This is a genomic window from Oceanobacillus sp. FSL W7-1293 (genome assembly GCF_037969815.1).
In the GTDB taxonomy this organism is placed as follows: Bacteria; Bacillota; Bacilli; order Bacillales; family Amphibacillaceae; genus Oceanobacillus; species Oceanobacillus oncorhynchi.
Genome location: NZ_CP150212.1, coordinates 1,902,896 through 1,923,577, shown reverse-complemented (window position 1 = coordinate 1,923,577; position 20,682 = coordinate 1,902,896). Strand labels below are relative to the sequence as shown.

The window sequence follows — 20,682 nt, the reverse complement described above, 5'->3', positions numbered from 1 at the left end:
CATATACTCCTTTTAATGTCCCATTCGGTCTAATCCGATTGCAATAATAATCAAAATCACATCAATAAAAGCTAATACCCCAGAGATTTTTTCAACGATAGCTCCAAACCATAGGATGAAAATAGATGTTAAAATAGCGATAACACCTAAAATAATTATGAGAATACCAATCCTATTTGCCAGTCTTTCTTTATTAATCGGCTCCCATGTTTCCTTAAAACCTGCAAGATAGGAAAATTCCACTTTTGTTCGAACAAAATATCCAGCTCCAACCAAAGCTATACCGATAATTAGACCGATTGCCATGTTAATTATCATTTCTTTTGCCCCCTTTATACAATAGTTATTACGAATTTAATATGTAAAAGGTTTCAATCATTCCATAAAAAGAACCTTTTATGGGATAAATAACTAATATTGAAACAATCATCTGCTAAAGCAGGTGGAGTTGAACCACGCATTTGGAAATTAAAGCGTTTGTTTCTTATTTGTTGTGTTGTTTAGATTGGCGCTTGTTGTGCAAACTTATTTGCTATGTGAAATCGGTTCAAAACACAAAAGCTTCAAAGTAAAACATTGCATTTAGCATAATGCTAAGAGCAATGTTTTACTTTATGATTTAGGAGGGATTATAACAACATCTCCATCTCCGAACCCTTATCAACAAATCCCATTTTCTTACAAAAATGATATCCCTCCTCAGAAGCATGTAACCATATCATATGCGCCCCACATCTACATTTTCGCAATGAGAAATACATTCTTCTAATAATGTACGAGCTATGCCAAGACTTCTATAGTTAGGTTTGGTATACATATTCATTACGTATGCTTCTATCCCGCTTATGTTCTCGCCTTGGGGTGGCCTGTCAAAAAATACTAATCCGCTTATAGCGACAATCTTTCCTTTATCTTCTGCTAACCAAGCGGTGAACTTACCATTAGATAGCTTTTCCCTAAAATAAACCTGATTTGCGTTAAATACGTTAGACTTATTTTCTTCATTTACGTCACCAGCTGCTGTCAGAAGTTCCATTCTTAATTCCGTAATCGCTATCAGTATCCGTTAATGAGGCTTTTCTGATAGACCAATTCATTTATTTCCCCCTTCATTATTTATTAGATCATCTCTAAAAAACGTTGAGTTAATAATATTGGGTGAAAATCACGGCTAATTTAAAATGGATGTTGTCTATTTCGTCAATTCGCGGCCGTTTAGGAGTCTCAAATAGTTTTCTTTTCTATTTTTATTCAGATTGATTTAAATAATTGGGGGAGGTCGCTAGCAATATTTAAATAGATGTTCAGCGTTCTTTAATTTAATCAACTTACAATTCATTCATACTCAAGAATTATAAGGTTTTTAAATTACTTTAAAAGAGAATGAAGGTGATACTTTAAAGTCTCCATCATTTCTTCATGTGTAAACTGCTCTGGATTTAATAAATGATGCATTGCCATTCCATCAACAATTGCATGAAGCCTGTTAACCTCCATCTCTAGGTCAAGTCCATTTTTTGCTATATCTAATAATTGTAATGCGTGAACGACATTTTTAAATCCTTCATGCATGTCACTATAGACTTTATCACTTAGCTCACGAAGTGTTTTATCGACTAGAACTTTTGCGGAAAAAGCTAACCACACCTCCATTTCTATTTTTCGTTCTTCATCGATAGGCAGTACTTCACTTACACCCTCTGTCACAAGCTCTAACGGGTCCCTGTCTTTTGAAAATTTCCTTGCTTTCGCTCTTTGAATAACCCGATCGGATACAAGTTCCATAGAAAAGTGCAGCAATTCCGACTGCGTTGCGAAATAATGTCTGACAGCACCAACTGATAAACCTGAAGCTTGTGCTATTTTTCTGACGGTTGCTTGTTCAATCCCCTCTTCTACAATAACTTTCCATGTCGTTTCTGCAATTTGAATTTTACGTTTTTGATGATCTACTTTTTTTGGCATGTTTTTATTTTAGCACACTTGTATTAAATAAACAATCATGCTACTATTAATTTAATACAGTTGTACTAAATTAATAAAAAGGATGTGTTCCATTTGATTGGCTGGTTAATTATAGCTTGTGAAATTGGATTTTGGGTGTTTGTTTTAGCTGGATTATGTTCCAGATATGTATGGAAAAAGAAGAAACTAGGTACCTTTCTGTTGATTTGTACGCCCATTGTAGATCTCATATTGCTTATTGTAACGGTCATTGATTTAAAAAATGGCGCTGTTGCTACTACGATACATGGAATAGCTGCGGTTTATATTGGTGTAAGTATTGCTTTTGGCCATCGGATGATTCAATGGGCAGATGGACATTTTAATTATCGATTTGGAAACGGGGATAAGCCGGTAAAAATAAAGTACGGAAAAGCGCATGCCAGAAAAGAACGTGAAGGATGGTACCGGCATTTGCTCTCCTTGTTCATCGGCGGCGGGATATTAGTAAGCATCACTCTTTATATTAACAATTATGCTCAGACGGAATCATTAATGCGTATTATGCTGCTCTGGTCTCTCATTGTGATCATTGATTTTGTAATAAGTTTCAGCTACACACTTTTCCCTAAAAAACAAAAAGTATAGTGTGAAATTGGGGAAATTGGCTTTTCGATTAGAAGGATAGGTCTTCACAGTGAACTACTCTCACCGGTATGACCCTAACTAGTTATTTAGTGAGGAGCGCTTCTTTTGGGAGGAAGTGATAATCAAAAGGTAACTGCGTTCTTTAAGCAAGAAATCAGTTACCTTTTTGATATTCATTTTTTCATCAGAAACTCATTCCCGGCAATGCCTGGTGTCGTCATTTCTTTTGGATCCAGAATCGTATCCAATTCCTCCTCTGAAAGTAGGTCGTGCGCCTTGCAGATTTCTTTGATAGTCAGCCCTGTTTCAATTGCCTGCTTAACTACCTTGGCGGCTGTTTCATATCCTAAATGTGGATTCAATGCGGTGATAATGCCATAACTTTCTTCCACATACTCACGGCACCTCTCTACATTTGCTTCTATACCACTTACTGCATAGCTTGTAAATACATCTAAGCCATTATCCATTATTTTAAGAGACTGCAGCAAATTAAAAATAATAACAGGCCCCATCACGTTTAATTCAAATTGCCCGGCTTCAGATGCCATACAAATCGACTGGTCATTTCCTGCAACTTGAAAAGCAACCTGGTTGACCACTTCAATCATGACCGGATTTACTTTTCCAGGCATAATGGAAGAACCCGGCTGCTTTGCAGGAAGAATGATTTCCTGAAAACCTGTCATTGGTCCGGATACCATCAAACGCAAATCATTACAAATTTTGGACATATTCATTGCCAACACTTTTAACGCCGCTGAAAGTGCCGTATAAGCATCTGTATTTTGTGTGCCATCCACTAAATTTTTCGCTGAATGGAGCTTTACACCAAGCTGTTTAGATAGTTGTGTTACCGCCTTTTCCATGTACTCAGGTTTGGCATTAAGTCCTGTCCCAACAGCTGTTGCCCCAATATTGACCGTCAGCATTGCCTCCGCTGCCTGCGTAATTCTATTAATATCCCTGCCAACTACTTCCGAATAAGCGCTGAATTCCTGCCCTAACAGGATCGGTACAGCATCCTGAAGGTGGGTTCGACCCATTTTTAGCACATTCTGAAATTCTGCTTCTTTCTTCACCAGTTCTTTTTCCAATCGCTTCAAGGTCGTGATCAATTCCTGAGCCATGCGATAGGAAGCTATTTTTAATGCCGTTGGTATCGTATCATTCGTGGACTGGGACATGTTGACATGGGTATTAGGCGAACAGAAATTATAATCGCCTTTTTCTTTCCCCAATATTTCCAAAGCACGGTTGGCCAACACCTCATTCATGTTCATATTAATGGAGGTACCTGCTCCTCCCTGAATGGAATCCACAACGAACTGATCCAATAGTTTTCCTTCCATCACTTCTTCGGCAGCGCTTACAATTGCTCCCCCAATAGATTCTGGCAGCATTCCAGTATGCATATTGGCCAGTGCCGCTGCCTTTTTCACCTCGGCAAGCGCGAGAATCAGCTCTTTATGAACTGGGATTTCCGTGATGGGAAAGTTCTCAAGAGCACGTACCGTTTGAACGCCATAATAAGCATCCTGAGAAATCGTTTTTTGACCTAAAGAGTCTTTTTCAATTCTAAATCCTGTTTTATTCATCATATACACTTCCTGTACAAATACTAATCTATCACGTTCATTATACTACCAAAAGGGAATAATTCCTACCCAATCTCTATGTTTCTGTTCGTCCCCTGCTTCTCTAATAATATTTGTATCATTTGCTGCTTTAGCTATAATTGTTAATAGTTCTTCCTGATCTGAAAAAGAAAGCGTGTTTGGAACAGCAAAGGGATAGACTATTTTATTTTCTAAAGTGAGAAATGAAATAATCTCTTTATTTTTTGTTTCCGTCAATTATCTGTGGCCTTTCATATAACAATTAAAATAGTATCAAAAAATCTGTGAGCTTTTTAAAAGTGATATTAAATTTGTGATTAAAAGATAAATCGTTATAGGCAATTTCCCGTAACAGTTTATCTTTTTCTTGTTGTCCGAAATGTGAACGTTTTCATTATTATAAACTAGTGTTTTAACACGCAACTCTACTACTCTATCACGATAGTTCATCCGAATAATTACATTAAATATAATGGCAACAACCCAATGGATAGCTGCTCATCCATTGGATATATGTGCGTACTCTAATTACTCCTTCGCCTTACCTCATATATCTATGAAAAATTTGGAATGTTAACGCAACGCCATAATACCATTACTTCTAATAATTACAATCGCCTATTCCATAATCAGATACGCATCAATTACTTTTTTGACATCTTCCGGATTACCTGTTTCCACCTCTACTAGTTCTACTTCTTCCAAAATTTTTTGATATGTGTTCTGCAATGCTTCCTCGCCTGCATTATTTCCCCATCGTGGAGGAATATTATATACATTAATCGTTCCATCCCCATTACTGCTGTAAGTTATAACACCAGGCTGTCTGCCACCATCTAATACAGTAACATCCTCAGGATATACAGCACTTTCCTCATCAACTTCATTCAATGGTTCACCTGCAGAAATATGCCGTACATATAAATTTTCATTTGAAGGTTCTTCCAATTCACTCAGCTGCAGCCATATACGGGCATATTCTATTTCTTCTGCGGAATAACCATCCAATATGCTGTCTGTTTCATTATCAGATGCTTCTCCTTCCATATTTCCAGAAGGTTCACTATCCTCATTTTCTGATCCATCTTCTTCTGTATTTGCAGAATTATTACCATCCCCATTTTCTTCTTCGTTACGATTATCATTTTGCTCTGCCCCATCTGATTCCCTATCTTCCCCGTCATTTTCTAAAGCAGCATCATTATCTGGCGTTTCTTCTGCTGATTCATCATTTGAATCGTTTGTACATGCTGTAAGTAACAAAAGGAATAGTAACATAGAAACCATACTGTAAAAATATTTATTTCTCATCACCTGAATCTTCCTCCCTTATTTCTAACCATATAATTCCTCTTTTTTAGATGACTTAAACTATTTGTTTATTTCATTTCTCATCTTTATATGTTATTCTTGCTGCGCTTAGGAGGATTATTATAAGTTTAATGAGCAGGATTTTTGCAGCTGTCTTTTCACCGCTTTTATTGTTCTTATTACATAGTAAAACAGGTTAATTTATTGCATAAAAAAAGAGGATCTCCCCGCTTACACAGCAAGAACCTCCATTCCCAATTAGCAGTTAACTCTTTGTTAATCTGTAACAACTTATTGTAGTATAATATCCGGTTTTATTTCCCGCTCCTTTAAACTTTTGTTTATAAGAAGCTCCTTTTCTCTAATCTAAGTACATTAAATTTAAACGGTATTCTCCAATAAAAAAGGATGTAGGAAATCGAAATTTCTCTATGCCCATATGATATTTTGTGTTGGTATTAATATTTTCCCAAACATCTTCCGTGAAATTATGATTCTCTTCATTATAAATAAGTTGTGTTTTGTCATTAATTTCAATTAGTTGTTCCTTTCCTTCATCTATTAATTCAACTTTCAACTCAAATTTATCATCTGATTTTTGTTTATCAACTACTTCAAAGCTTCCAAAAGAAGAAGTAGTATATAAAATGTAATTTGTAAGAACATAATAGGCAATGATAAGACCTAAAATTATGAAAATACTTCTTTTTTTCATCAAATCTTCCTTCCCAGAAAAATATATCATTTTTTATTATAGAATGAAATAACTAATTTAATTTATGGAAGCTGTGTACCGTCTATTAATCTGATTACAACTGGATATGTTTCACTTTGATAAAAATGTCTATGTGTATAGGTGCTATAACTCCATGTTCTATTTTTCATCAGAAATTAAACCAATAAATGCATGAACTTCTTCGCTTATTTCCTTATAACGCGTCCAATGCAGATAATGATGCCCCTCCAAGGTAACAATTTTACTGGCAGAGGAATCTGTTACCTGTGTTTCAAAAAAAGTCAGCATATTTTTACCATCCGTGGTTTCCTGATCTTCTTTTGGAGTAAAGAGTAAAACAGGCATATCCGCCGGAAATGTCATCTCTGCCGTTTTCTCAATATTATTGGCTATTTTATTGGCTTCGGCAACAACATTTTTGTTATTCATTTTCCAAGCGGAGATAGCTTTGGTCATTTTTAAATTATCTTCAGAATATGTACCGTCAGCAGCAAGCGGCAGGAAGTCTTCAGAGCTAATATATGTTGCTAACCTTGCCAATCCGGAAGGTGCTAAATAGCTCATATATCCAGGCATTGCTGGGGCAGCTTCATCAAAGTACGCTAACGCCTCTGGTAAAGTCGGGTCGATGCCTATGACAGTCTGGATACACATTAGCAAAATACATGCCGTATATTCCTGAAACGGAATGGGGCATCAATATATATGGACCATGGATATCCGATTGCTTTAGAGCGATTCTTAATTCTTCAACAATATTTTCCACTGTTCGTTCTTTTTCGGTTAATTCACTCCAGCCATAACCAAATCCCTCGACCACAACTACTTTATTTTCCTTTGCTAGTTCATTTAATAACGGTTCAAAATCTAGGGCTGGAGCGGCGGTTCCTAGTCCACTCATTAAAACAATCGTATTATCGCCTTCCCCTTTTATATAAATATGCATATCCTTCCCATCCACTTCAACAAATTCTCCGATTGGCGGATACGTTTTTTGCTCAAATGCAGTCATGATATTATTAAAAAGAAACCACATGACAAACGCAGCAACACTAATCAATAATATATTCCTTAAAACCCTCCAAAGTCTAACTTTCCTTTTCGTTTTCATCATTATTTCCTTTGGCCTTCTTTCTTTTTAATTCTATCTTACCGTGCCAACGAACGTTTAAGAATGAACCTGAGGAATATTTATGGATAGGCCTTGAGGCTTATCGGATATCGCTGCCTAGTTACTGCAAATATATTTCTATGTAATCTTTTTTTAGGCACTAAAAAACCACTATAGTAAGGGGCTCTTACTATAGTGGTCAGCTTTTTTTATAACCTGAAAAAGCTTCTTGTTTCTTCTCTAACTTCTCTTCAATTTGGGAAATTCTTTTTTCATCGTTTAATAATTCTTGTCTGTTTAAATCGACAAGCTGTTCAAAATTTAATGTTTTTGGTCTCAATTTATACCCTCCTCTCTTTCTATACCTTTATTATAACTTATAATCGTTTGTATAAATCAAAATTGTTTGAACATTTATTGAATTTTTTATACTTTTTATAGGAAGGATTGATAGATTATATTGTGATTTTTTATTCATTAAAAAAAGGCAGGGTATTGGTGATACCATAGATGCAAAAGCCTCACACAGCCAACATAACAACTAAAAAAATTATATTATTTACATTTTATATCTCTGGCCTTCAATACGAGGCTTTCGTAATATACTTCTATTTATGTAAAGGTATATTTACATTTTATAAAGATGGCGAGCGAATGCCTGTACAAAACAACATCAAAGAAATAAGAAAACAAAGAGGCATTAAGCAATTGCAATTAGCTGAGGATTTACAAGTATCGCGGCAAACGATGACGGCAATTGAAAAAAATAAATACAATCCAAGCTTAGAACTCGCTCTAAAAATTGTTAAGTACTTTGAACTTCCGATTGAAGAAATTTTCATTTTAAAGGAGGACGACAAATCATGAAGAAGCATTTACAACCTTGGGTTTGGACGATCGTTGGGAGTATTGGTTTTATTGCTTCGCTGCTCGTGAAGACCATTATCTATTTATTTACTAGTGAATTTGATTTCTCCGGGCTTCTCGGATTGCTTACCGGATTATTTATTATAATCATCAATATAATCATTGTTAAAACGAAAAAAGATAAAACGCCTTCGATAGATGAAAGAACCCTGAATAACATTAAAAAATTCTATGCGATTTCCCCGCATATTTATTTAGGAATCATCATTATAGGACTTATTATTTTATCTATAATGGGAATGGAAGTGATTTCAATCACTTATCTGTGGGCAGCAGTTATGTTGTATTTGGTATTAAGTGGAATTGGGTCACTCGTAATCCATTTAAAATAAGTGAAAGCTTTTCCAAAAAACAAAAACAGGATAACATTTTTATCATTCTTCCATGTTATCCTGTTTCCTTATTTTATATTTTTTCCTGTAAAATCAACTAAATCAGGCTGATAAAACAGCTTTGAGCGCGCTTCTCCAACATAGCCTTCCAAAATGGCAAATTCCTTTTCAAACTTTTCTCCGATTGCGGGGAACTTTTCCTCATCATAATCGAGCTCTTTATATTCTTTCCATACCCTCTGACCGTTTTCTAAAACCGGACTCATTTTATGAACTTCTTTTATTCCTGCAGCTTTATGCTCTCCGTAATGCATAGATGTATTGGTTCCATAATCCGTTCCAAGCATCAACACATAGCCTTTGTTACGATATATATATGCAAGCGGAGAGTTATCTCCCAGTCCATTATCTAATGAGTGATCACTTGCGATTGCATCCCTGTTCTTTCCCCATACAGAAAAAGAGTGTACAGGATGATAACTGCGTTTGACATCAGGATATGTTCGGAATGCCTCTGGTATAGTCCCCATTCCAAAGGTCGGTGTTACACCGGGATCAAACGGTGGTAATTCCTTCATTACTTCAGGAATCCATTCTTCTGGAATTGCCGGATTACTCCACTCTCTTGGATCCGATATGTCACCACTATGAGCTGGCATGATAATCGTCCCTTTTGAAGTTACCACGTCCTGTAAAGCATGAATAATAGCTACTGGGCCGCCACAGACCCATCCTAATGATCTCATGGAGGAATGGACGATTACCGTCATCCCTTCATATAAGCCCAGCTTTCTGAAGTCATTCGCAAGCGAGCTGCGCGTTTGCGGTGCATTGGATTGTTGGATTAATTCTTCCTGACTCATAATGAAAAACTCCTTTGTATATGAGAGAAATCACAATAATAGACTGACATGATTTCATATGATTCCATTCTGTCTGATATTTTTCTGTCCATATGTATTATCGTTTATTTCATCAAGCTAGAAAATATTAATACTTTTTCGCAGCGATGACCATGCAAATAAATACTGTACAAATGGTTAACGCTGTCAGAATATAGAGCACGTCCAATGCAGATAGTGTTAAGAGATTAAACTGCAGAATAATCATTAGTATCATAAAATAAGCTAATAAGGTGAAATAAGCATACTCCAGCCCCTTTTGCCTAATTAACTTCATTCGTTCATCTTTTTGTTTGAATTGTGGATAAAGATAACTCATGCAAAAAGCCATAATACCTAATGATGGCATGATATAGGTGGAAGTTGGCGGAAATGCATTTGCCATTACCGCTGCAAATACAATAAAACCAAACATACCTGCCTGAAAAAAACCTAAAATTAAGAATAGTCCCCGGTTTGCATCTTTATTCACGATATCCCTCCTGCTCATTTATTTCTTATAATCTTCTTCCTCTAAAATAAAAAGATTCTCTACATTTGTTTGAAAAAGCTCGGCTATAATCATGGCTAAAGGAAGTGATGGATTGTATTTTCCTTTTTCAATTGAAATAACGGTTTGTCTTGAAACGCCAAGCAGCTCAGCAAGTTTTTCCTGAGAATAATCAAATTTTCGTCTGAATTCCACCATATTATTTTTCAATCGATTTCAGCCCCTTCATGATTAATGGTAAAGTAAAGGTTACTTGACGTCAAATAACCTTTACTTTAATTATTTAATATTCCGTTTGAATATTGCAGTGTAACTGGCTGTAAAATATTTATAAAATCATAACTAACAGCCGCTGTATTTCGTACGCTTTTTGTAGATTGGAAATTTTGATACAATGACCCCAGGAAGCAGGGTTCGACATTTCAACAATCGAATGACCTTACAAAGGAAAGAGGGGGATTTTATTGGCAGGATTATTAGAAAACATATCCCAATTGTCTGGAGCAATCCTCCTGATATGTGCCGTTTATTATTATTTTCATTTTAAAAAAATCAAAAAGGAAAGAAAATTAACAGCCATGGAACGAATCGTTTATGTCCTGACTCAAATTGCGATTTTCCTATGGATGGGCAGTAATTTACTTCTGTTTCTGGATCGAATTTATTAAAGGGCGGTAATGGCCTTTAATATGCCATACCGCCCTTTAATGGAATGATAATCTCTTGTTATTAAATAACGATGGAGATAACTAACCTCAATAACAAAATGGCTATTTAAACAATCTGGTTTAAAACATTAAAAACGTACTTACAATGTAGTAATAATCGGCCCTTCCTTCGTCAGAATAATCGTATGCTCATATTGGGCTACAAAGCTTTCATCTGTCAGGAAAGTCCACCCGTCATCCGATTGGTAAACTTCCTCTTCCAGTGTAGAGATAAACGGTTCAAAAGCAATAACCATACCATCTTTTAAAATTTCATCATCCCAGCGGGAGTAGTAATTGAAAATATGGTCCGGCGCTTCATGAATAGATCGGCCAACGCCATGCCCCGTAAGGTTTGTTATAACAGTTAAATCATTTTGCTTGGCTGCATTGTGCACCGCTTTTCCAAGACCACTTTTTTTCGCACCCGGCTTTGCCTTCTTCAGACCAGCATCAAATGCTTCTTTAGCAACGTCACATATTTTCTGCAGGATTTCCTCTCCATTTCCGACTACAAAGGAAATTCCAGTATCGGCAAAATAACCGTTTTTTGAACCTGACACATCAATATTAACAAGGTCGCCTTCCTGAATAATCCGTTTTCCCGGAATACCGTGGGCTACTTCTTCATTTACGCTGATGCATGTATATCCAGGGAAATCATATTCTCCTTTTGGTGCAGATTGTGCTCCTTCTTTTTCAAACATCTCGCCTGCTATTTCATCCAGCTCTTTCGTTGTGATTCCAGGTTTTGTACATCGAACTAATTCATTTCGAATGGCTCCACAAATTTTACCGATCTCTTTTAGACCTTGAAAGTCTTTTTCTGTCTTTGCAATCATTGTGTATCCTCACTTTTTAAGTATTTTATAATTTATATTTCATTTTGATTTTATCATAAACAGTATGGATTTTTCTTCAACTAAAAATTCTTTGTAAAAAATAAACAATCAAAAGAGCTATCTTTTTTTATTCTTATAATGGCGTATCATACAGCCAGTTATATATAATAAATACTACTTTAACTATTTTTAGAATTTAACGGTTTGTATCGCCACGATTTTATAAAAAATAATAAGAGGACTTTCGTACATAAATGCATTACGAAAATCCTCTCCTATACATATTTAATTATAATGGTCTCGGCGTATTAACTTCCTCATCAAAATTTATTTTTAACAGCTGCCCTGCATGCACCAAGCCTGAACCGAAGCCGTACAGAAGCGCTTTATCTCCATTCTGCACTTTCCCATTCCGAATACCAAGGTCCAGCGCCAGTGGAATGGTTGCTGCTGAAGTGTTCCCAAATTTCTCAAGGCTATAAAGTGTTTTTTCGATCGGGTGTCCTATTTTTTCACAAATCGGCTCAATCAATCTCAGATTGGCACTATGCGGAATAAACCAATCTACCTCATCTAAGGTGGCTTCCGCTTTCTCTAAAAGCTGTTCAATGCTTTTCGGCACCTTCCTTACTACCCATTTGAAAACTTCTCTTCCGTTTTGGACAAGATATTTTGTGTCAATCAGCTCTACATCATTCACCTTGTTAGCTAAGCTGGTTTGATATACATGCTGAGCGCCACTTCCATCGCTGCCCAAATGGAAGTCGATAAAATCTTCTGCTCCCTCATCTTTTTCCACTAACACTGCACTGGCAGCATCACCGAATAAAATACAAGTGCTTCTATCCGTATAATCCGTTACTTTTGAAAGCGTTTCTGCACCAATCACAAGCACCTTCTTATGAAGGCCGGAACGAATTAAACTATTCGCCGTATGCAGCCCATAGACAAACCCCGCACATGCTGCACCTAAGTCAATTGCCCCTGCCTGCTTGATTTTCAGCCGGTTCTGTATAATGCTTGCAACAGACGGATATGGAAAATCTGGCGTGCTGGTTGCTACAATAATCATATCGACATCTTCCACTGTTTTATTATATCTTCGCATTAAATCTTCTACAGCAGCTACACATAAATCACTCGTAAATTCATCGGAACGCGCTATTCTGCGTTCGTGAATTCCAGTTCTTTGTACAATCCAATCATTTGTTGTCTCCACCATTTCTTCCAGATCGAAATTCGTTAATTTCTTCTCAGGTACATAGCTTCCAATCGCAGTCATTCTTGTTCCTATCATTTGTATCCCTCCAACATAATTAGAAGTTAGTGTTATTATCTGGTACTAATTATAGCATAAAAAAATTGGACAGTCCTCGTAAAAAATAGAATTCTTACTAAATATCATTCTGTATTGAAGCTTTGAAAATAAAATTTTAGCAGCTGAATCATTATAGCAATATTTGATATTCTTCCCCTAATTTCAACAAAAGAATGTCAGAATATGCGCTTTCCCGGGAAATATTCCAAGTCATGAAGGGAAATATTTTTTACCGGTTCAGGACATTAACTTACGTTTGTTTGATTTACATAGTGGATTATAGTTAAGTATCATACACTGCAGTTATCTCATTTTTCGTTTTAACAGTATTTCTAAATAACAAACAAGCCGCAGTTCTCTGACACACCAGATAAGGAAAAACAGGATACATAACTCCACATAGGATTTAATTTTCTATTTACATAAAGCAATAGGGAGAATATCCGCCCTCTTACAACTTCTTCAACGAAAGCTTTAACTTGTTAATCGATAACTTTTGATTAATCATCTTCCTTCTTATTTACGATCATTAGGTTAATATTTATATCTTGATTGATGACAGAGTTCATTACTCTAAAATACTTTGCAAATTGTGCATTACTCGTATAATCAACAAAATGTATTTCTTGTTCTGTATGTAAAGCTTTATAAATCTCCTCCACATATTTAATCATTTCCATAACCGTTTTATGGTCGGATACAATAGCTCCATAACACAAATAATTCTCATTTGGTTGATCCAGTTTGTTCGATTCATCGAAATAATTTAGTGTGCCATTCCTTCCCATCTCTTAAATTAATCTGTCTTGACGTTGCATATCATGCATTTTATATTAATATAAGGAGTACACTCCTTCCCCGCTATCATTTTGCAGGGCTTGGGTGTTTTTATTTATGAGAATAATCCATCATTCGGCTTTTTTATAATTGCTGAGCGTGTTAAGGAAAACAAAATTATTTATTACAAATATTGGTAAATTAGTTCCGATGATTCGTGCTCTTGTTATTTTGAACAATTTACATACAGAGGCCTGGCAAATTCCAGTTATGTTAAATTTTTCTGACCATTACGATAACCAAAACCATCAGTGTGAACTGGTGGTTTGCTCTGCGGCTGAAGGCCTATGTTACCGGCCTCGGCCTAAAAGGCCCACTGAATGGTTTCCCTTTTGCACCACACTCACTGATTCTAAAAGAATCTTTTATTTCTTCTTATTTTTCTCTCCAGTGAACGGATCAAATTCTTCAAATAATGTTAATTAATCACTCATGTTGTCCTATTTAAGCTGATTTTTAATATATTCTTGAATTTGATTTTTATTTCTGCCCACTGTATCTACAAAGTAGCCTCGACACCCAAGTTTACGATTACCATATCTGTACTTTAAATTAGCGTGGCGATCGAATATCATTAAACTACTTTTGCCCTTTAGGTAGCCCATGAACTGAGATACTCTTAGTTTTGGTGGAATACCTACTAACATATGAATGTGATCTTTACATGCATTTGCCTCGTGTATCTCATCCCCTTTCCTTTCACAAAGCTCTCTTGCTATTTCTCCGATGCATTTTTTATATTTTCCATAAATAATTTGTCTTCTATATTTTGGTGCAAAACGATGTGGAACTTACATCTCCATTGTGTATGTACTAAACTATTCTTGTCCTGCATTGGACATGCCTCCTTCTTTGATGAAATTTGGTGGTCGGGAAACCAACCTTATCTTATCATAAAGAGAGGCTTTTTTTGCCTCACGCTAGAAGCTCTATGGACCCCCCGACATAGTCAGGGGTTTTCAAAGACCATAAAAAACTTGGTTACCATCAAGCCATTAGATGACAACCAAGTTTGAGTTCATTCAGAAAATATCCGTTTTTTTATCCGCAAAGAGTGCGAACAAAAATCAACTCATTTCTTTTCTATCTTAATTTTCATATGACTCCCGAAGCATTTTTACTTCCTTCAGGCTGAGGCTTGTTAATTGAGTGATTTCTTCATCCGAATAGTTTCTCTCTAACAGCTTGGTGGCAAAATCCCGTTCCGCTTCTACCCTGCCTTGCTTTATTCCCTGTTCTTTTCCTACTTCTACTCCTTCCTGTCTACCTTGTTCTATACCTTTCTCCATACCTTTCTCCATACCTTGTTCTATGCCTTTTTCTAAGCCCTTTTTTGTTGCCTCTTCCTCGATTTCTCTAAACAGTCTTCCAAATGTCGGCGTATCTCTCAATTTTTCCATTCCCATGATTTTTCCTTCCTCCTTTTCATTTTGTGCGATTGGTAATAATTCGTACAGTTTTTCCTGTAATTCCGCTGGGACCTGTAGAATATAATCGATAAAATACAATAGCGCTGAAAGATAGGTGTCACGGTGCGAATATTTTTCGAGTGCCAGGCTGATAAGCTGCTGTTTAAACTGGAACCTTTTTTCATGGTCTTCCTTTGTCCTGCCTGAGTTTTCACTGACATAGATTCCTGCAAGCACCGCTAAAGCGAATGGATTATCAGATTTTTTCAGCTTCTCCTTATCCTTTCCGTAAAATCGATAGACATTGTATAAGTAAGTTAATTCTGTTCCATAGAAAGAATAACGAAATGTATCTTCATAATTCTGATGACTTGCATCTGTCAGCAGGGCGATGGAATAAATCGGATGCTTATGTTTGTCATAGATTCGATAAAAGTACTTAAACATGCGTTCAGCAAAGTCTTGCTTCCCAACAGCCTGCACTTCGATATGAACGAAGATGTATTTTTCTGCACCGTTCTTCATTGTCACTTTGGCTAACCTATCTGAATATTTTCTTCCTTTTTTTGAGTTAATCACAAACTGAAAAAGTTCTATATTCGGGAAATCTGTTCCTTTTTCAAAATCAATTTCCGGGTACAAATCGGGTGCGAAAAATTCCATAAATTCTTGAAACAGTTCTTCAATCAAATTTTTCCAAAGTCCGTCATAATCTGTATCCTTTGCATCGTAATTGTTTGTATTTTCTTTTACGGTGGTTATCATTAGTTTATCACATCCCCAGGTAATATTACATTTGATTTTCATCATAGCGGCTTTGGGCGGGGAAAGCAAAACGGTGAAATTGGATTTCCTGCGTGAAAAACAGCTGTATAAATGACGTTTTAACTTAGGTTTGTGCATTTTTCAATGACAATAGGATGTTCATATTGCATTTTTCATGTTTTTTCAGGATATCAGAAAAATATTGGAGCCAATTGTATTTTACTAACACAAGGTTTAGTTCCATCCAGCTCCCCTCTATACAATAAGCTTAGTCGAAGCTCCTTTGCCTCTATCGTTTTTCCTATTCTTTCCTGCCGTGTAAATCGAAAAACAGCGCCAAGGCTTTCCTTGACGCTGCTCCTCTACCTATTTGTGATTCATATAAATAAGCTGTTCCCTTCATAAAACCAGTAGAAACTGCAGCCAAATAGCTTTTTAGAAGTCTTATTTAGTACCGGTTTACTAGGCTTATCTGGATTGATGAGCAGTCTGGTGTTCTTCCTCATCTCGCTCTTTAGTACTTCCCTCTTCGCCAGATGCATTGCCATTCTTCATAAAGAAGCTGATCACAATCCCAATCAGAGAGAGTATGGTAATGACCATAAAGGCTGTATTAACACCATGGATCATCGGATAAGTTATATCCGGATTATGCTCTGCAGACATTTCCGTTGTTGTCATTATCGTGATGACAATCGCTGTTCCAACAGAGGCTGACACCTGACGCATCGTATTCGTCATCGCCGTTCCATGTGGAATCAAATCTCTAGGAAGCTGATTTAAACCGGCAGTTGTCACAGGCATCATAACCATAGACAGACCGAACATCCGGATCGCATACAGAATCGCAATCATAAGCATCGATGTGGATGGTCCCAGATTGGTAAAGGCGAAAGTAGAGATGGTGATAATGATGAGCCCGGTTACCGCGAGCCACCTTGCACCGAAACGATCAAATATTTTACCCGTAATCGGCGACATTATCCCATTCACAAGCGCGCCGGGAAGAAGTGCCATTCCAGCTTCCGTCGCTGTAAAACCGCGCGCATTCTGCATATACAGCGGAACTAAGGTTTCCGTACCAATCAATCCCATAAACACAATCATGGGAATAATCGTTGATAAAGTAAAGATAGGATTTTTAAATACCCTAAACTCCAGCATAGGTGTCTCCATACGTAATTGCCTGATAACGAAGCATACTAGCGCTACCGTTCCGACAATCAGGGTAGTAATCGTAATGGGACTTGCCCAGCCATTGTTTCCTGCACTTGTAAATCCATATAAAAATCCGCCAAAACCGAAAGATGACAAGATAATCGATAACATATCCAATTTCGGATACGTTAATTCCGTAACATTTTTCATCACTTTAGCTGCAAATACAATAACGATAATTGCTATAGGCAGAATAAGAAGAAATACGGCGCGCCAGGAGTAATTCGTGATAATCCATCCGGACAATGCAGGACCAATCGCTGGAGCAAAGGAAATTACCAGCCCTACCAATCCCATCGCTACGCCGCGGTTTCTGACAGGAAAAAGTAGTAAAAACACAGTCTGCATCAGCGGCATGATTACGCCCGCACCGCTGGATTGAATGATCCTTCCTAAAAGCAGCATACCAAAGTTCGGAGCCATAGCAGAAAAAGCGGTCCCGACAGCAAACACGGTCATCGCAGTAATAAAGAGCTGCCTTGCCGTGAAGCGTGCCATTAAAAATGCCGTGACTGGTATCATAACGCCATTGACGAGCATGAAAACCGTCGTCAGCCATTGTCCGGTATTGGCACTTACATCCATTTCGTCCATGATTGGCGGAATAGCAGTAATCATCGTCGTCTGGTTTAAAATTGATATGAACCCACCTGTAAGAAGTACAATAATGATGGGTGTTTTATTAAATGATTGCACTTTCCTATGACACCCTCCTTCATATAACAAATTACAATAGTGACCATGTTACAGGAATGATTTCGTTTTGTCGACGATTGTGCTTTACATTTTCCCGTCATACCAAGGGTAAAGATTTGATACAGAGAACAACAAATTTAGCGCACTGTGGTTAAGAAAAGATATATTTAAAGGATGGCATGATTTCAATCTAAACCCGCCATATTAACAAAGGAAGCTCCCGCTTGCTATCTCCCCTGCAAGTATACAAGGCAGTTTTTCTTTTCCTTTCAGCCAATCATTGAACGAAAGGAAATAGGGATCACCGTTTCCGCCAATCCCCACCACTACACTCCGGTCTTTCGGGCAATAGACCACCGTATGAAGTGTTCCAAAGTATTCTTTATAATCCTTGAAAAATAATGGCGATTCTTCATCATTAAATATATGATACGCAGAAATTGGAGTAACATTTTCCTTTTCCAAGGCTTCCAAATAATTTTTACGATGTAGCGACCCTTGAATGTATGCTCTATTTTTTTCATTTAGCTGCTTGGATTCAAAATGATTCGTACATATCAGCGGTGTCCTTTTACAAACAATCTGTTGTGCTGGTGATACTTCCACAACAGCATTATTTCCTTCTCTATCCATGATGGAAAAGTTCACGCAATATTGATGGGGAACTTGTTTAATAAGTGAAATTGCTTCATTAATGTCAGCACATTGCTCCAAGACCAGCCGGCATATCGTCGTTGCTAAAAATCCTTTTTGACTGATTTTTTCATTTACTAAATGCAGTCCAATCACTAGTCCTTTTTCATTCATACCGTCCAGTCTGCCAATAATCTGCTGGCTGAAGCCGATGCTTGCATAGCCGTTATCCGAATTGAGCAGCACCAGTCGAGCATCATATAATGCCTCACTGAAATCATAATTTCTCACATACAAAGAGTCATTAGCCAGTGCAGTACAGCCCATGGAAGGCATTTGTATATTGTATCCTCCAAACAGCTGCATTGCTGTATCTACATGAATGTTCATTCCTGCAGCCAGCCCCTCTATCTCATTCAAAAGACTTGGCGAAACTTTCTCTATTTGTTTTCTTGCTTCCCGCATATCTCCAATCGGCTGTAATCCCGTTTGCTGTTTCCATTTTGCATTCGTTTTCAGCGTAATGCCCTGTTTCCTTCCGATTTCATACATCTTCCCTTTTAGTTCCATGACTTCCACCTGCAGTTTTTTTCTATGCTTCATTGCTTCGCCCCTATATAACTGACAGGCATAATGATGTCGGCTGTTTCCATCTGGTCACCGCGATACCATTCCAGAATAGAACCAGCAGGAGTCCAGCTGTTTGTCACGCAATAATCCATTAAGCTGCGATAAGCTCTTTCAATTTTTGAAAAGTCTTCATTAAAAGGAAGACCGACACAGAAGCTGCCCCGCATTTTTTCTGAAAAAGCATCTGGAAAGAGTGCTGTATTTATTTCTCGGGATACACCGAAGCCAATCTCTGCTTTGACTTGATTTCTGTTTCCGGATATATACCGTAAATACATGTTGTTAATCGGAATATGGCGCTGTTTCATCTGTTCTCTTCTGAAAATAAACTCCCGGCTAAACTGTCCCGCAGCGGATTCTGCCTCAAACCAAATGACTTTCTCTCCCGCTTTTTCAAACATATAAATCTCTTCTTTCTCATTATCACTTTCTAAATAGCGAAGACTGACTTCCAGCTGTCTCTGATTTTCTTTTATGGTTTGAATCCATTTCTTCTTCATCTGCTTCCTGCTGTATTCGTTTGCTTCTAAATAAAGCTGAATATCACGGATAGGAACCTTGGCTGTCCGCAAGCTTGCAATCAGCTTGGCGAGAGGAATTTGATCTTCGGCATACATGCGGTAGTTACTGTCCTCCTCCCTCACTGATTTCAGAAGATGCTTTTCTTCATAAAAACGAAGGGTGCTTTTTGGTATTCCAGTCTGTATTGAAAAGACCTGTATTGTCATCAATATGCTTTCCTCCAATCCGATTTCTTAACTATAAGCATAAACCTTTAAGTAACTTGAATGTCAAGAAGTATTCTGTAGACTGCCACTTTAAAAAGCCATTTAAATTCATCCCATCATTAAGCATTTTGAAGCCCTTAATGACTGAATTTTCTTCACGAAATGAACCATCTGTTCCCGCCAAAAAAATCAAAAAACACTGAAGCAGCTGCATTTCAGTGTTTTCTTAACTAGATTTTGATTATAACGTTATGTTTCTTAAATGTACTCGCTTTCCGAACTAATTTTAAAAAGGTTATCATATTGTACGTCCACAGCTCCATCCTTCATATAGAAATAGCAAAAATTAATGAATTTTCAAGTAAGCCCAACTGAACATATCGCTAAAATACTTCCAGCTGATTCATAAAATCTATTACATCAGAAGAAACCCAATAATCTTTGATTTTACCCTTTTCAATACGGAATATGTCCGTTCCATCAAAAGAAACAAGCTTTCCTTTCTCTGCTTTTGCTCCTTCCATATTACCATTATAAATACCTTCAAAATTCCAGCGGGCAGAGACATAGTTTCCTTCTTCAATGGGATGAACCACTAGGGACATGTTTACATTTTCAAAATAGTATTTAGCAGATTCAACAACATCCTTTAATGCTTTTACCCCTTTTGCGCTGCCCGAATCTTTGCCATCTGTTCTTGCTTGATGCACTGTGCAATCCTCATCAGTAATGTCATGCAGAATAGATATGTCTTCATTCCAGGCATTCATCCATGCTTGATAAATTTCTTTTCCATTCATATTATAAACCCCTCTCTTGTTTAATAGGACTCCCTTAATAACATGATACGTTAGTAATTTTCCGATTAACTTCCTATTC

Annotated in this window: 25 protein-coding genes and 1 pseudogene; 4 read left to right on the top strand and 22 right to left on the bottom strand. The window is 37.0% G+C overall.

Annotated elements, in window-relative coordinates:
• Nucleotides 1–12: 12 nt before the first annotated feature.
• The 3 genes from MKY65_RS09525 to MKY65_RS09515 form a co-directional block, all read right to left on the bottom strand.
• Complete coding sequence (locus MKY65_RS09525) at nt 13–318, bottom strand: hypothetical protein (RefSeq protein ID WP_339184261.1); 306 nt, start codon at nt 316–318, stop codon at nt 13–15.
• A gap of 400 nt (nt 319–718) precedes the next feature.
• Entirely contained in the window at nt 719–1,036 is a 318-nt protein-coding gene (locus MKY65_RS09520) for a GNAT family N-acetyltransferase (RefSeq protein WP_339184259.1), read from the bottom strand.
• Nucleotides 1,037–1,368: 332 nt separating this feature from the next.
• The gene (locus MKY65_RS09515; RefSeq protein ID WP_339184257.1) at nt 1,369–1,965 is read right to left on the bottom strand and encodes a TetR/AcrR family transcriptional regulator; all 597 of its coding nucleotides are present in this window, start codon (nt 1,963–1,965) and stop codon (nt 1,369–1,371) included.
• 93 nt (nt 1,966–2,058) lie between these two features.
• Here MKY65_RS09515 and MKY65_RS09510 point away from each other — a divergent pair, with 93 nt between their 5' ends.
• Complete coding sequence (locus tag MKY65_RS09510) at nt 2,059–2,592, top strand: hypothetical protein (RefSeq protein WP_339184255.1); 534 nt, start codon at nt 2,059–2,061, stop codon at nt 2,590–2,592.
• 173 nt (nt 2,593–2,765) lie between these two features.
• On the opposite strand, the gene MKY65_RS09505 is transcribed toward MKY65_RS09510, so the two are convergent.
• The 7 genes from MKY65_RS09505 to MKY65_RS09475 form a co-directional block, all read right to left on the bottom strand.
• Complete coding sequence (locus MKY65_RS09505) at nt 2,766–4,193, bottom strand: aspartate ammonia-lyase (protein ID WP_339184253.1); 1,428 nt, start codon at nt 4,191–4,193, stop codon at nt 2,766–2,768.
• A 42-nt stretch (nt 4,194–4,235) separates the two neighbouring features.
• Nucleotides 4,236–4,448, bottom strand: coding sequence for a hypothetical protein (locus MKY65_RS09500; protein WP_339184251.1), 213 nt, complete (start codon nt 4,446–4,448; stop codon nt 4,236–4,238).
• 381 nt (nt 4,449–4,829) lie between these two features.
• On the bottom strand, nt 4,830–5,525 hold the full coding sequence (locus MKY65_RS09495; RefSeq protein ID WP_339184249.1) for a hypothetical protein: 696 nt from the start codon (nt 5,523–5,525) through the stop codon (nt 4,830–4,832).
• 358 nt (nt 5,526–5,883) lie between these two features.
• Nucleotides 5,884–6,237 (bottom strand): hypothetical protein, encoded by a 354-nt coding sequence (locus MKY65_RS09490; RefSeq protein ID WP_339184247.1) that lies wholly within the window; start codon nt 6,235–6,237, stop codon nt 5,884–5,886.
• A gap of 159 nt (nt 6,238–6,396) precedes the next feature.
• A complete protein-coding gene (locus MKY65_RS09485; protein WP_339184245.1) occupies nt 6,397–6,912 on the bottom strand; it encodes a hypothetical protein in 516 nt (171 codons plus the stop codon).
• Nucleotides 6,851–7,318: an alpha/beta hydrolase gene (locus MKY65_RS09480; RefSeq protein WP_339184243.1), complete on the bottom strand. Its 468-nt coding sequence runs from the start codon at nt 7,316–7,318 to the stop codon at nt 6,851–6,853. The genes MKY65_RS09485 and MKY65_RS09480 overlap by 62 nt, the downstream gene beginning before the upstream one ends.
• A gap of 250 nt (nt 7,319–7,568) precedes the next feature.
• The gene (locus MKY65_RS09475; RefSeq protein WP_289585226.1) at nt 7,569–7,709 is read right to left on the bottom strand and encodes an FbpB family small basic protein; all 141 of its coding nucleotides are present in this window, start codon (nt 7,707–7,709) and stop codon (nt 7,569–7,571) included.
• 314 nt (nt 7,710–8,023) lie between these two features.
• On the opposite strand from MKY65_RS09475, the gene MKY65_RS09470 reads away from it, so the two are divergent.
• On the top strand, nt 8,024–8,236 hold the full coding sequence (locus MKY65_RS09470; RefSeq protein WP_339185190.1) for a helix-turn-helix transcriptional regulator: 213 nt from the start codon (nt 8,024–8,026) through the stop codon (nt 8,234–8,236).
• Nucleotides 8,233–8,628: a hypothetical protein gene (locus MKY65_RS09465; protein WP_339184240.1), complete on the top strand. Its 396-nt coding sequence runs from the start codon at nt 8,233–8,235 to the stop codon at nt 8,626–8,628. Before MKY65_RS09470 ends, MKY65_RS09465 begins: the two co-directional genes overlap by 4 nt.
• A 68-nt stretch (nt 8,629–8,696) precedes the next feature.
• On the opposite strand, the gene MKY65_RS09460 is transcribed toward MKY65_RS09465, so the two are convergent.
• The 3 genes from MKY65_RS09460 to MKY65_RS09450 all read right to left on the bottom strand — a co-directional run bounded on the left by MKY65_RS09460 (nt 8,697) and on the right by MKY65_RS09450 (nt 10,230).
• Nucleotides 8,697–9,491: an AAC(3) family N-acetyltransferase gene (locus MKY65_RS09460; RefSeq protein ID WP_339184239.1), complete on the bottom strand. Its 795-nt coding sequence runs from the start codon at nt 9,489–9,491 to the stop codon at nt 8,697–8,699.
• 127 nt (nt 9,492–9,618) lie between these two features.
• A complete protein-coding gene (locus tag MKY65_RS09455; RefSeq protein WP_339185188.1) occupies nt 9,619–9,945 on the bottom strand; it encodes a permease in 327 nt (108 codons plus the stop codon).
• A gap of 75 nt (nt 9,946–10,020) precedes the next feature.
• Nucleotides 10,021–10,230: a helix-turn-helix transcriptional regulator gene (locus MKY65_RS09450; RefSeq protein ID WP_339184237.1), complete on the bottom strand. Its 210-nt coding sequence runs from the start codon at nt 10,228–10,230 to the stop codon at nt 10,021–10,023.
• Between the two features lie 254 nt (nt 10,231–10,484).
• On the opposite strand from MKY65_RS09450, the gene MKY65_RS09445 reads away from it, so the two are divergent.
• Nucleotides 10,485–10,688 carry a hypothetical protein gene (locus MKY65_RS09445; RefSeq protein ID WP_339184234.1) on the top strand — a complete coding sequence of 68 codons (204 nt, stop codon included), beginning with the start codon at nt 10,485–10,487 and terminating at the stop codon, nt 10,686–10,688.
• Nucleotides 10,689–10,828: 140 nt separating this feature from the next.
• Here MKY65_RS09445 and map read toward each other — a convergent pair whose 3' ends face one another.
• From map to MKY65_RS09400, 9 genes and pseudogenes are all read right to left on the bottom strand, one after another.
• Nucleotides 10,829–11,569, bottom strand: coding sequence for a type I methionyl aminopeptidase (gene map, locus MKY65_RS09440; RefSeq protein WP_339184231.1), 741 nt, complete (start codon nt 11,567–11,569; stop codon nt 10,829–10,831).
• 289 nt (nt 11,570–11,858) lie between these two features.
• Complete coding sequence (locus tag MKY65_RS09435; protein ID WP_339184228.1) at nt 11,859–12,866, bottom strand: ketoacyl-ACP synthase III; 1,008 nt, start codon at nt 12,864–12,866, stop codon at nt 11,859–11,861.
• A gap of 521 nt (nt 12,867–13,387) precedes the next feature.
• Nucleotides 13,388–13,675 (bottom strand): hypothetical protein, encoded by a 288-nt coding sequence (locus MKY65_RS09430; protein ID WP_339184226.1) that lies wholly within the window; start codon nt 13,673–13,675, stop codon nt 13,388–13,390.
• A 414-nt stretch (nt 13,676–14,089) separates the two neighbouring features.
• Nucleotides 14,090–14,559: pseudogene (tnpA, locus tag MKY65_RS09425) on the bottom strand (IS200/IS605 family transposase).
• Between the two features lie 253 nt (nt 14,560–14,812).
• Complete coding sequence (locus MKY65_RS09420) at nt 14,813–15,898, bottom strand: Rpn family recombination-promoting nuclease/putative transposase (protein WP_339184224.1); 1,086 nt, start codon at nt 15,896–15,898, stop codon at nt 14,813–14,815.
• 468 nt (nt 15,899–16,366) lie between these two features.
• Nucleotides 16,367–17,812 (bottom strand): MDR family MFS transporter, encoded by a 1,446-nt coding sequence (locus MKY65_RS09415; RefSeq protein ID WP_339184223.1) that lies wholly within the window; start codon nt 17,810–17,812, stop codon nt 16,367–16,369.
• Between the two features lie 204 nt (nt 17,813–18,016).
• A complete protein-coding gene (locus MKY65_RS09410) occupies nt 18,017–19,048 on the bottom strand; it encodes a C45 family peptidase (protein WP_339184221.1) in 1,032 nt (343 codons plus the stop codon).
• Nucleotides 19,045–19,803 (bottom strand): MerR family transcriptional regulator, encoded by a 759-nt coding sequence (locus MKY65_RS09405; protein ID WP_339185185.1) that lies wholly within the window; start codon nt 19,801–19,803, stop codon nt 19,045–19,047. The genes MKY65_RS09410 and MKY65_RS09405 overlap by 4 nt, the downstream gene beginning before the upstream one ends.
• Nucleotides 19,804–20,186: 383 nt before the next feature.
• Nucleotides 20,187–20,603 (bottom strand): ester cyclase, encoded by a 417-nt coding sequence (locus MKY65_RS09400; RefSeq protein WP_339184219.1) that lies wholly within the window; start codon nt 20,601–20,603, stop codon nt 20,187–20,189.
• Between the last annotated feature and the right edge of the window lie 79 nt (nt 20,604–20,682).

Excerpts from the sequence above, each read along its gene's own strand:
- MKY65_RS09520 (WP_339184259.1), bottom strand. The coding sequence starts at position 1,036 with ATGGAACTTCTGACAGCAGCTGGTGACGTAAATGAAGAAAATAAGTCT.
- MKY65_RS09405 (WP_339185185.1), bottom strand. The coding sequence starts at position 19,803 with ATGACAATACAGGTCTTTTCAATACAGACTGGAATACCAAAAAGCACC.
- MKY65_RS09430 (WP_339184226.1), bottom strand. The coding sequence starts at position 13,675 with ATGGGAAGGAATGGCACACTAAATTATTTCGATGAATCGAACAAACTG.
- map (WP_339184231.1), bottom strand. The coding sequence starts at position 11,569 with ATGATTGCAAAGACAGAAAAAGACTTTCAAGGTCTAAAAGAGATCGGT.
- MKY65_RS09505 (WP_339184253.1), bottom strand. The coding sequence starts at position 4,193 with ATGATGAATAAAACAGGATTTAGAATTGAAAAAGACTCTTTAGGTCAA.
- MKY65_RS09485 (WP_339184245.1), bottom strand. The coding sequence starts at position 6,912 with ATGTGTATCCAGACTGTCATAGGCATCGACCCGACTTTACCAGAGGCG.
- MKY65_RS09410 (WP_339184221.1), bottom strand. The coding sequence starts at position 19,048 with ATGAAGCATAGAAAAAAACTGCAGGTGGAAGTCATGGAACTAAAAGGG.
- MKY65_RS09525 (WP_339184261.1), bottom strand. The coding sequence starts at position 318 with ATGATAATTAACATGGCAATCGGTCTAATTATCGGTATAGCTTTGGTT.
- MKY65_RS09515 (WP_339184257.1), bottom strand. The coding sequence starts at position 1,965 with ATGCCAAAAAAAGTAGATCATCAAAAACGTAAAATTCAAATTGCAGAA.
- MKY65_RS09420 (WP_339184224.1), bottom strand. The coding sequence starts at position 15,898 with ATGATAACCACCGTAAAAGAAAATACAAACAATTACGATGCAAAGGAT.
- MKY65_RS09470 (WP_339185190.1), top strand. The coding sequence starts at position 8,024 with ATGCCTGTACAAAACAACATCAAAGAAATAAGAAAACAAAGAGGCATT.
- MKY65_RS09400 (WP_339184219.1), bottom strand. The coding sequence starts at position 20,603 with ATGAATGGAAAAGAAATTTATCAAGCATGGATGAATGCCTGGAATGAA.
- MKY65_RS09465 (WP_339184240.1), top strand. The coding sequence starts at position 8,233 with ATGAAGAAGCATTTACAACCTTGGGTTTGGACGATCGTTGGGAGTATT.
- MKY65_RS09490 (WP_339184247.1), bottom strand. The coding sequence starts at position 6,237 with ATGAAAAAAAGAAGTATTTTCATAATTTTAGGTCTTATCATTGCCTAT.
- MKY65_RS09460 (WP_339184239.1), bottom strand. The coding sequence starts at position 9,491 with ATGAGTCAGGAAGAATTAATCCAACAATCCAATGCACCGCAAACGCGC.
- MKY65_RS09435 (WP_339184228.1), bottom strand. The coding sequence starts at position 12,866 with ATGATAGGAACAAGAATGACTGCGATTGGAAGCTATGTACCTGAGAAG.
- MKY65_RS09455 (WP_339185188.1), bottom strand. The coding sequence starts at position 9,945 with ATGTTTGGTTTTATTGTATTTGCAGCGGTAATGGCAAATGCATTTCCG.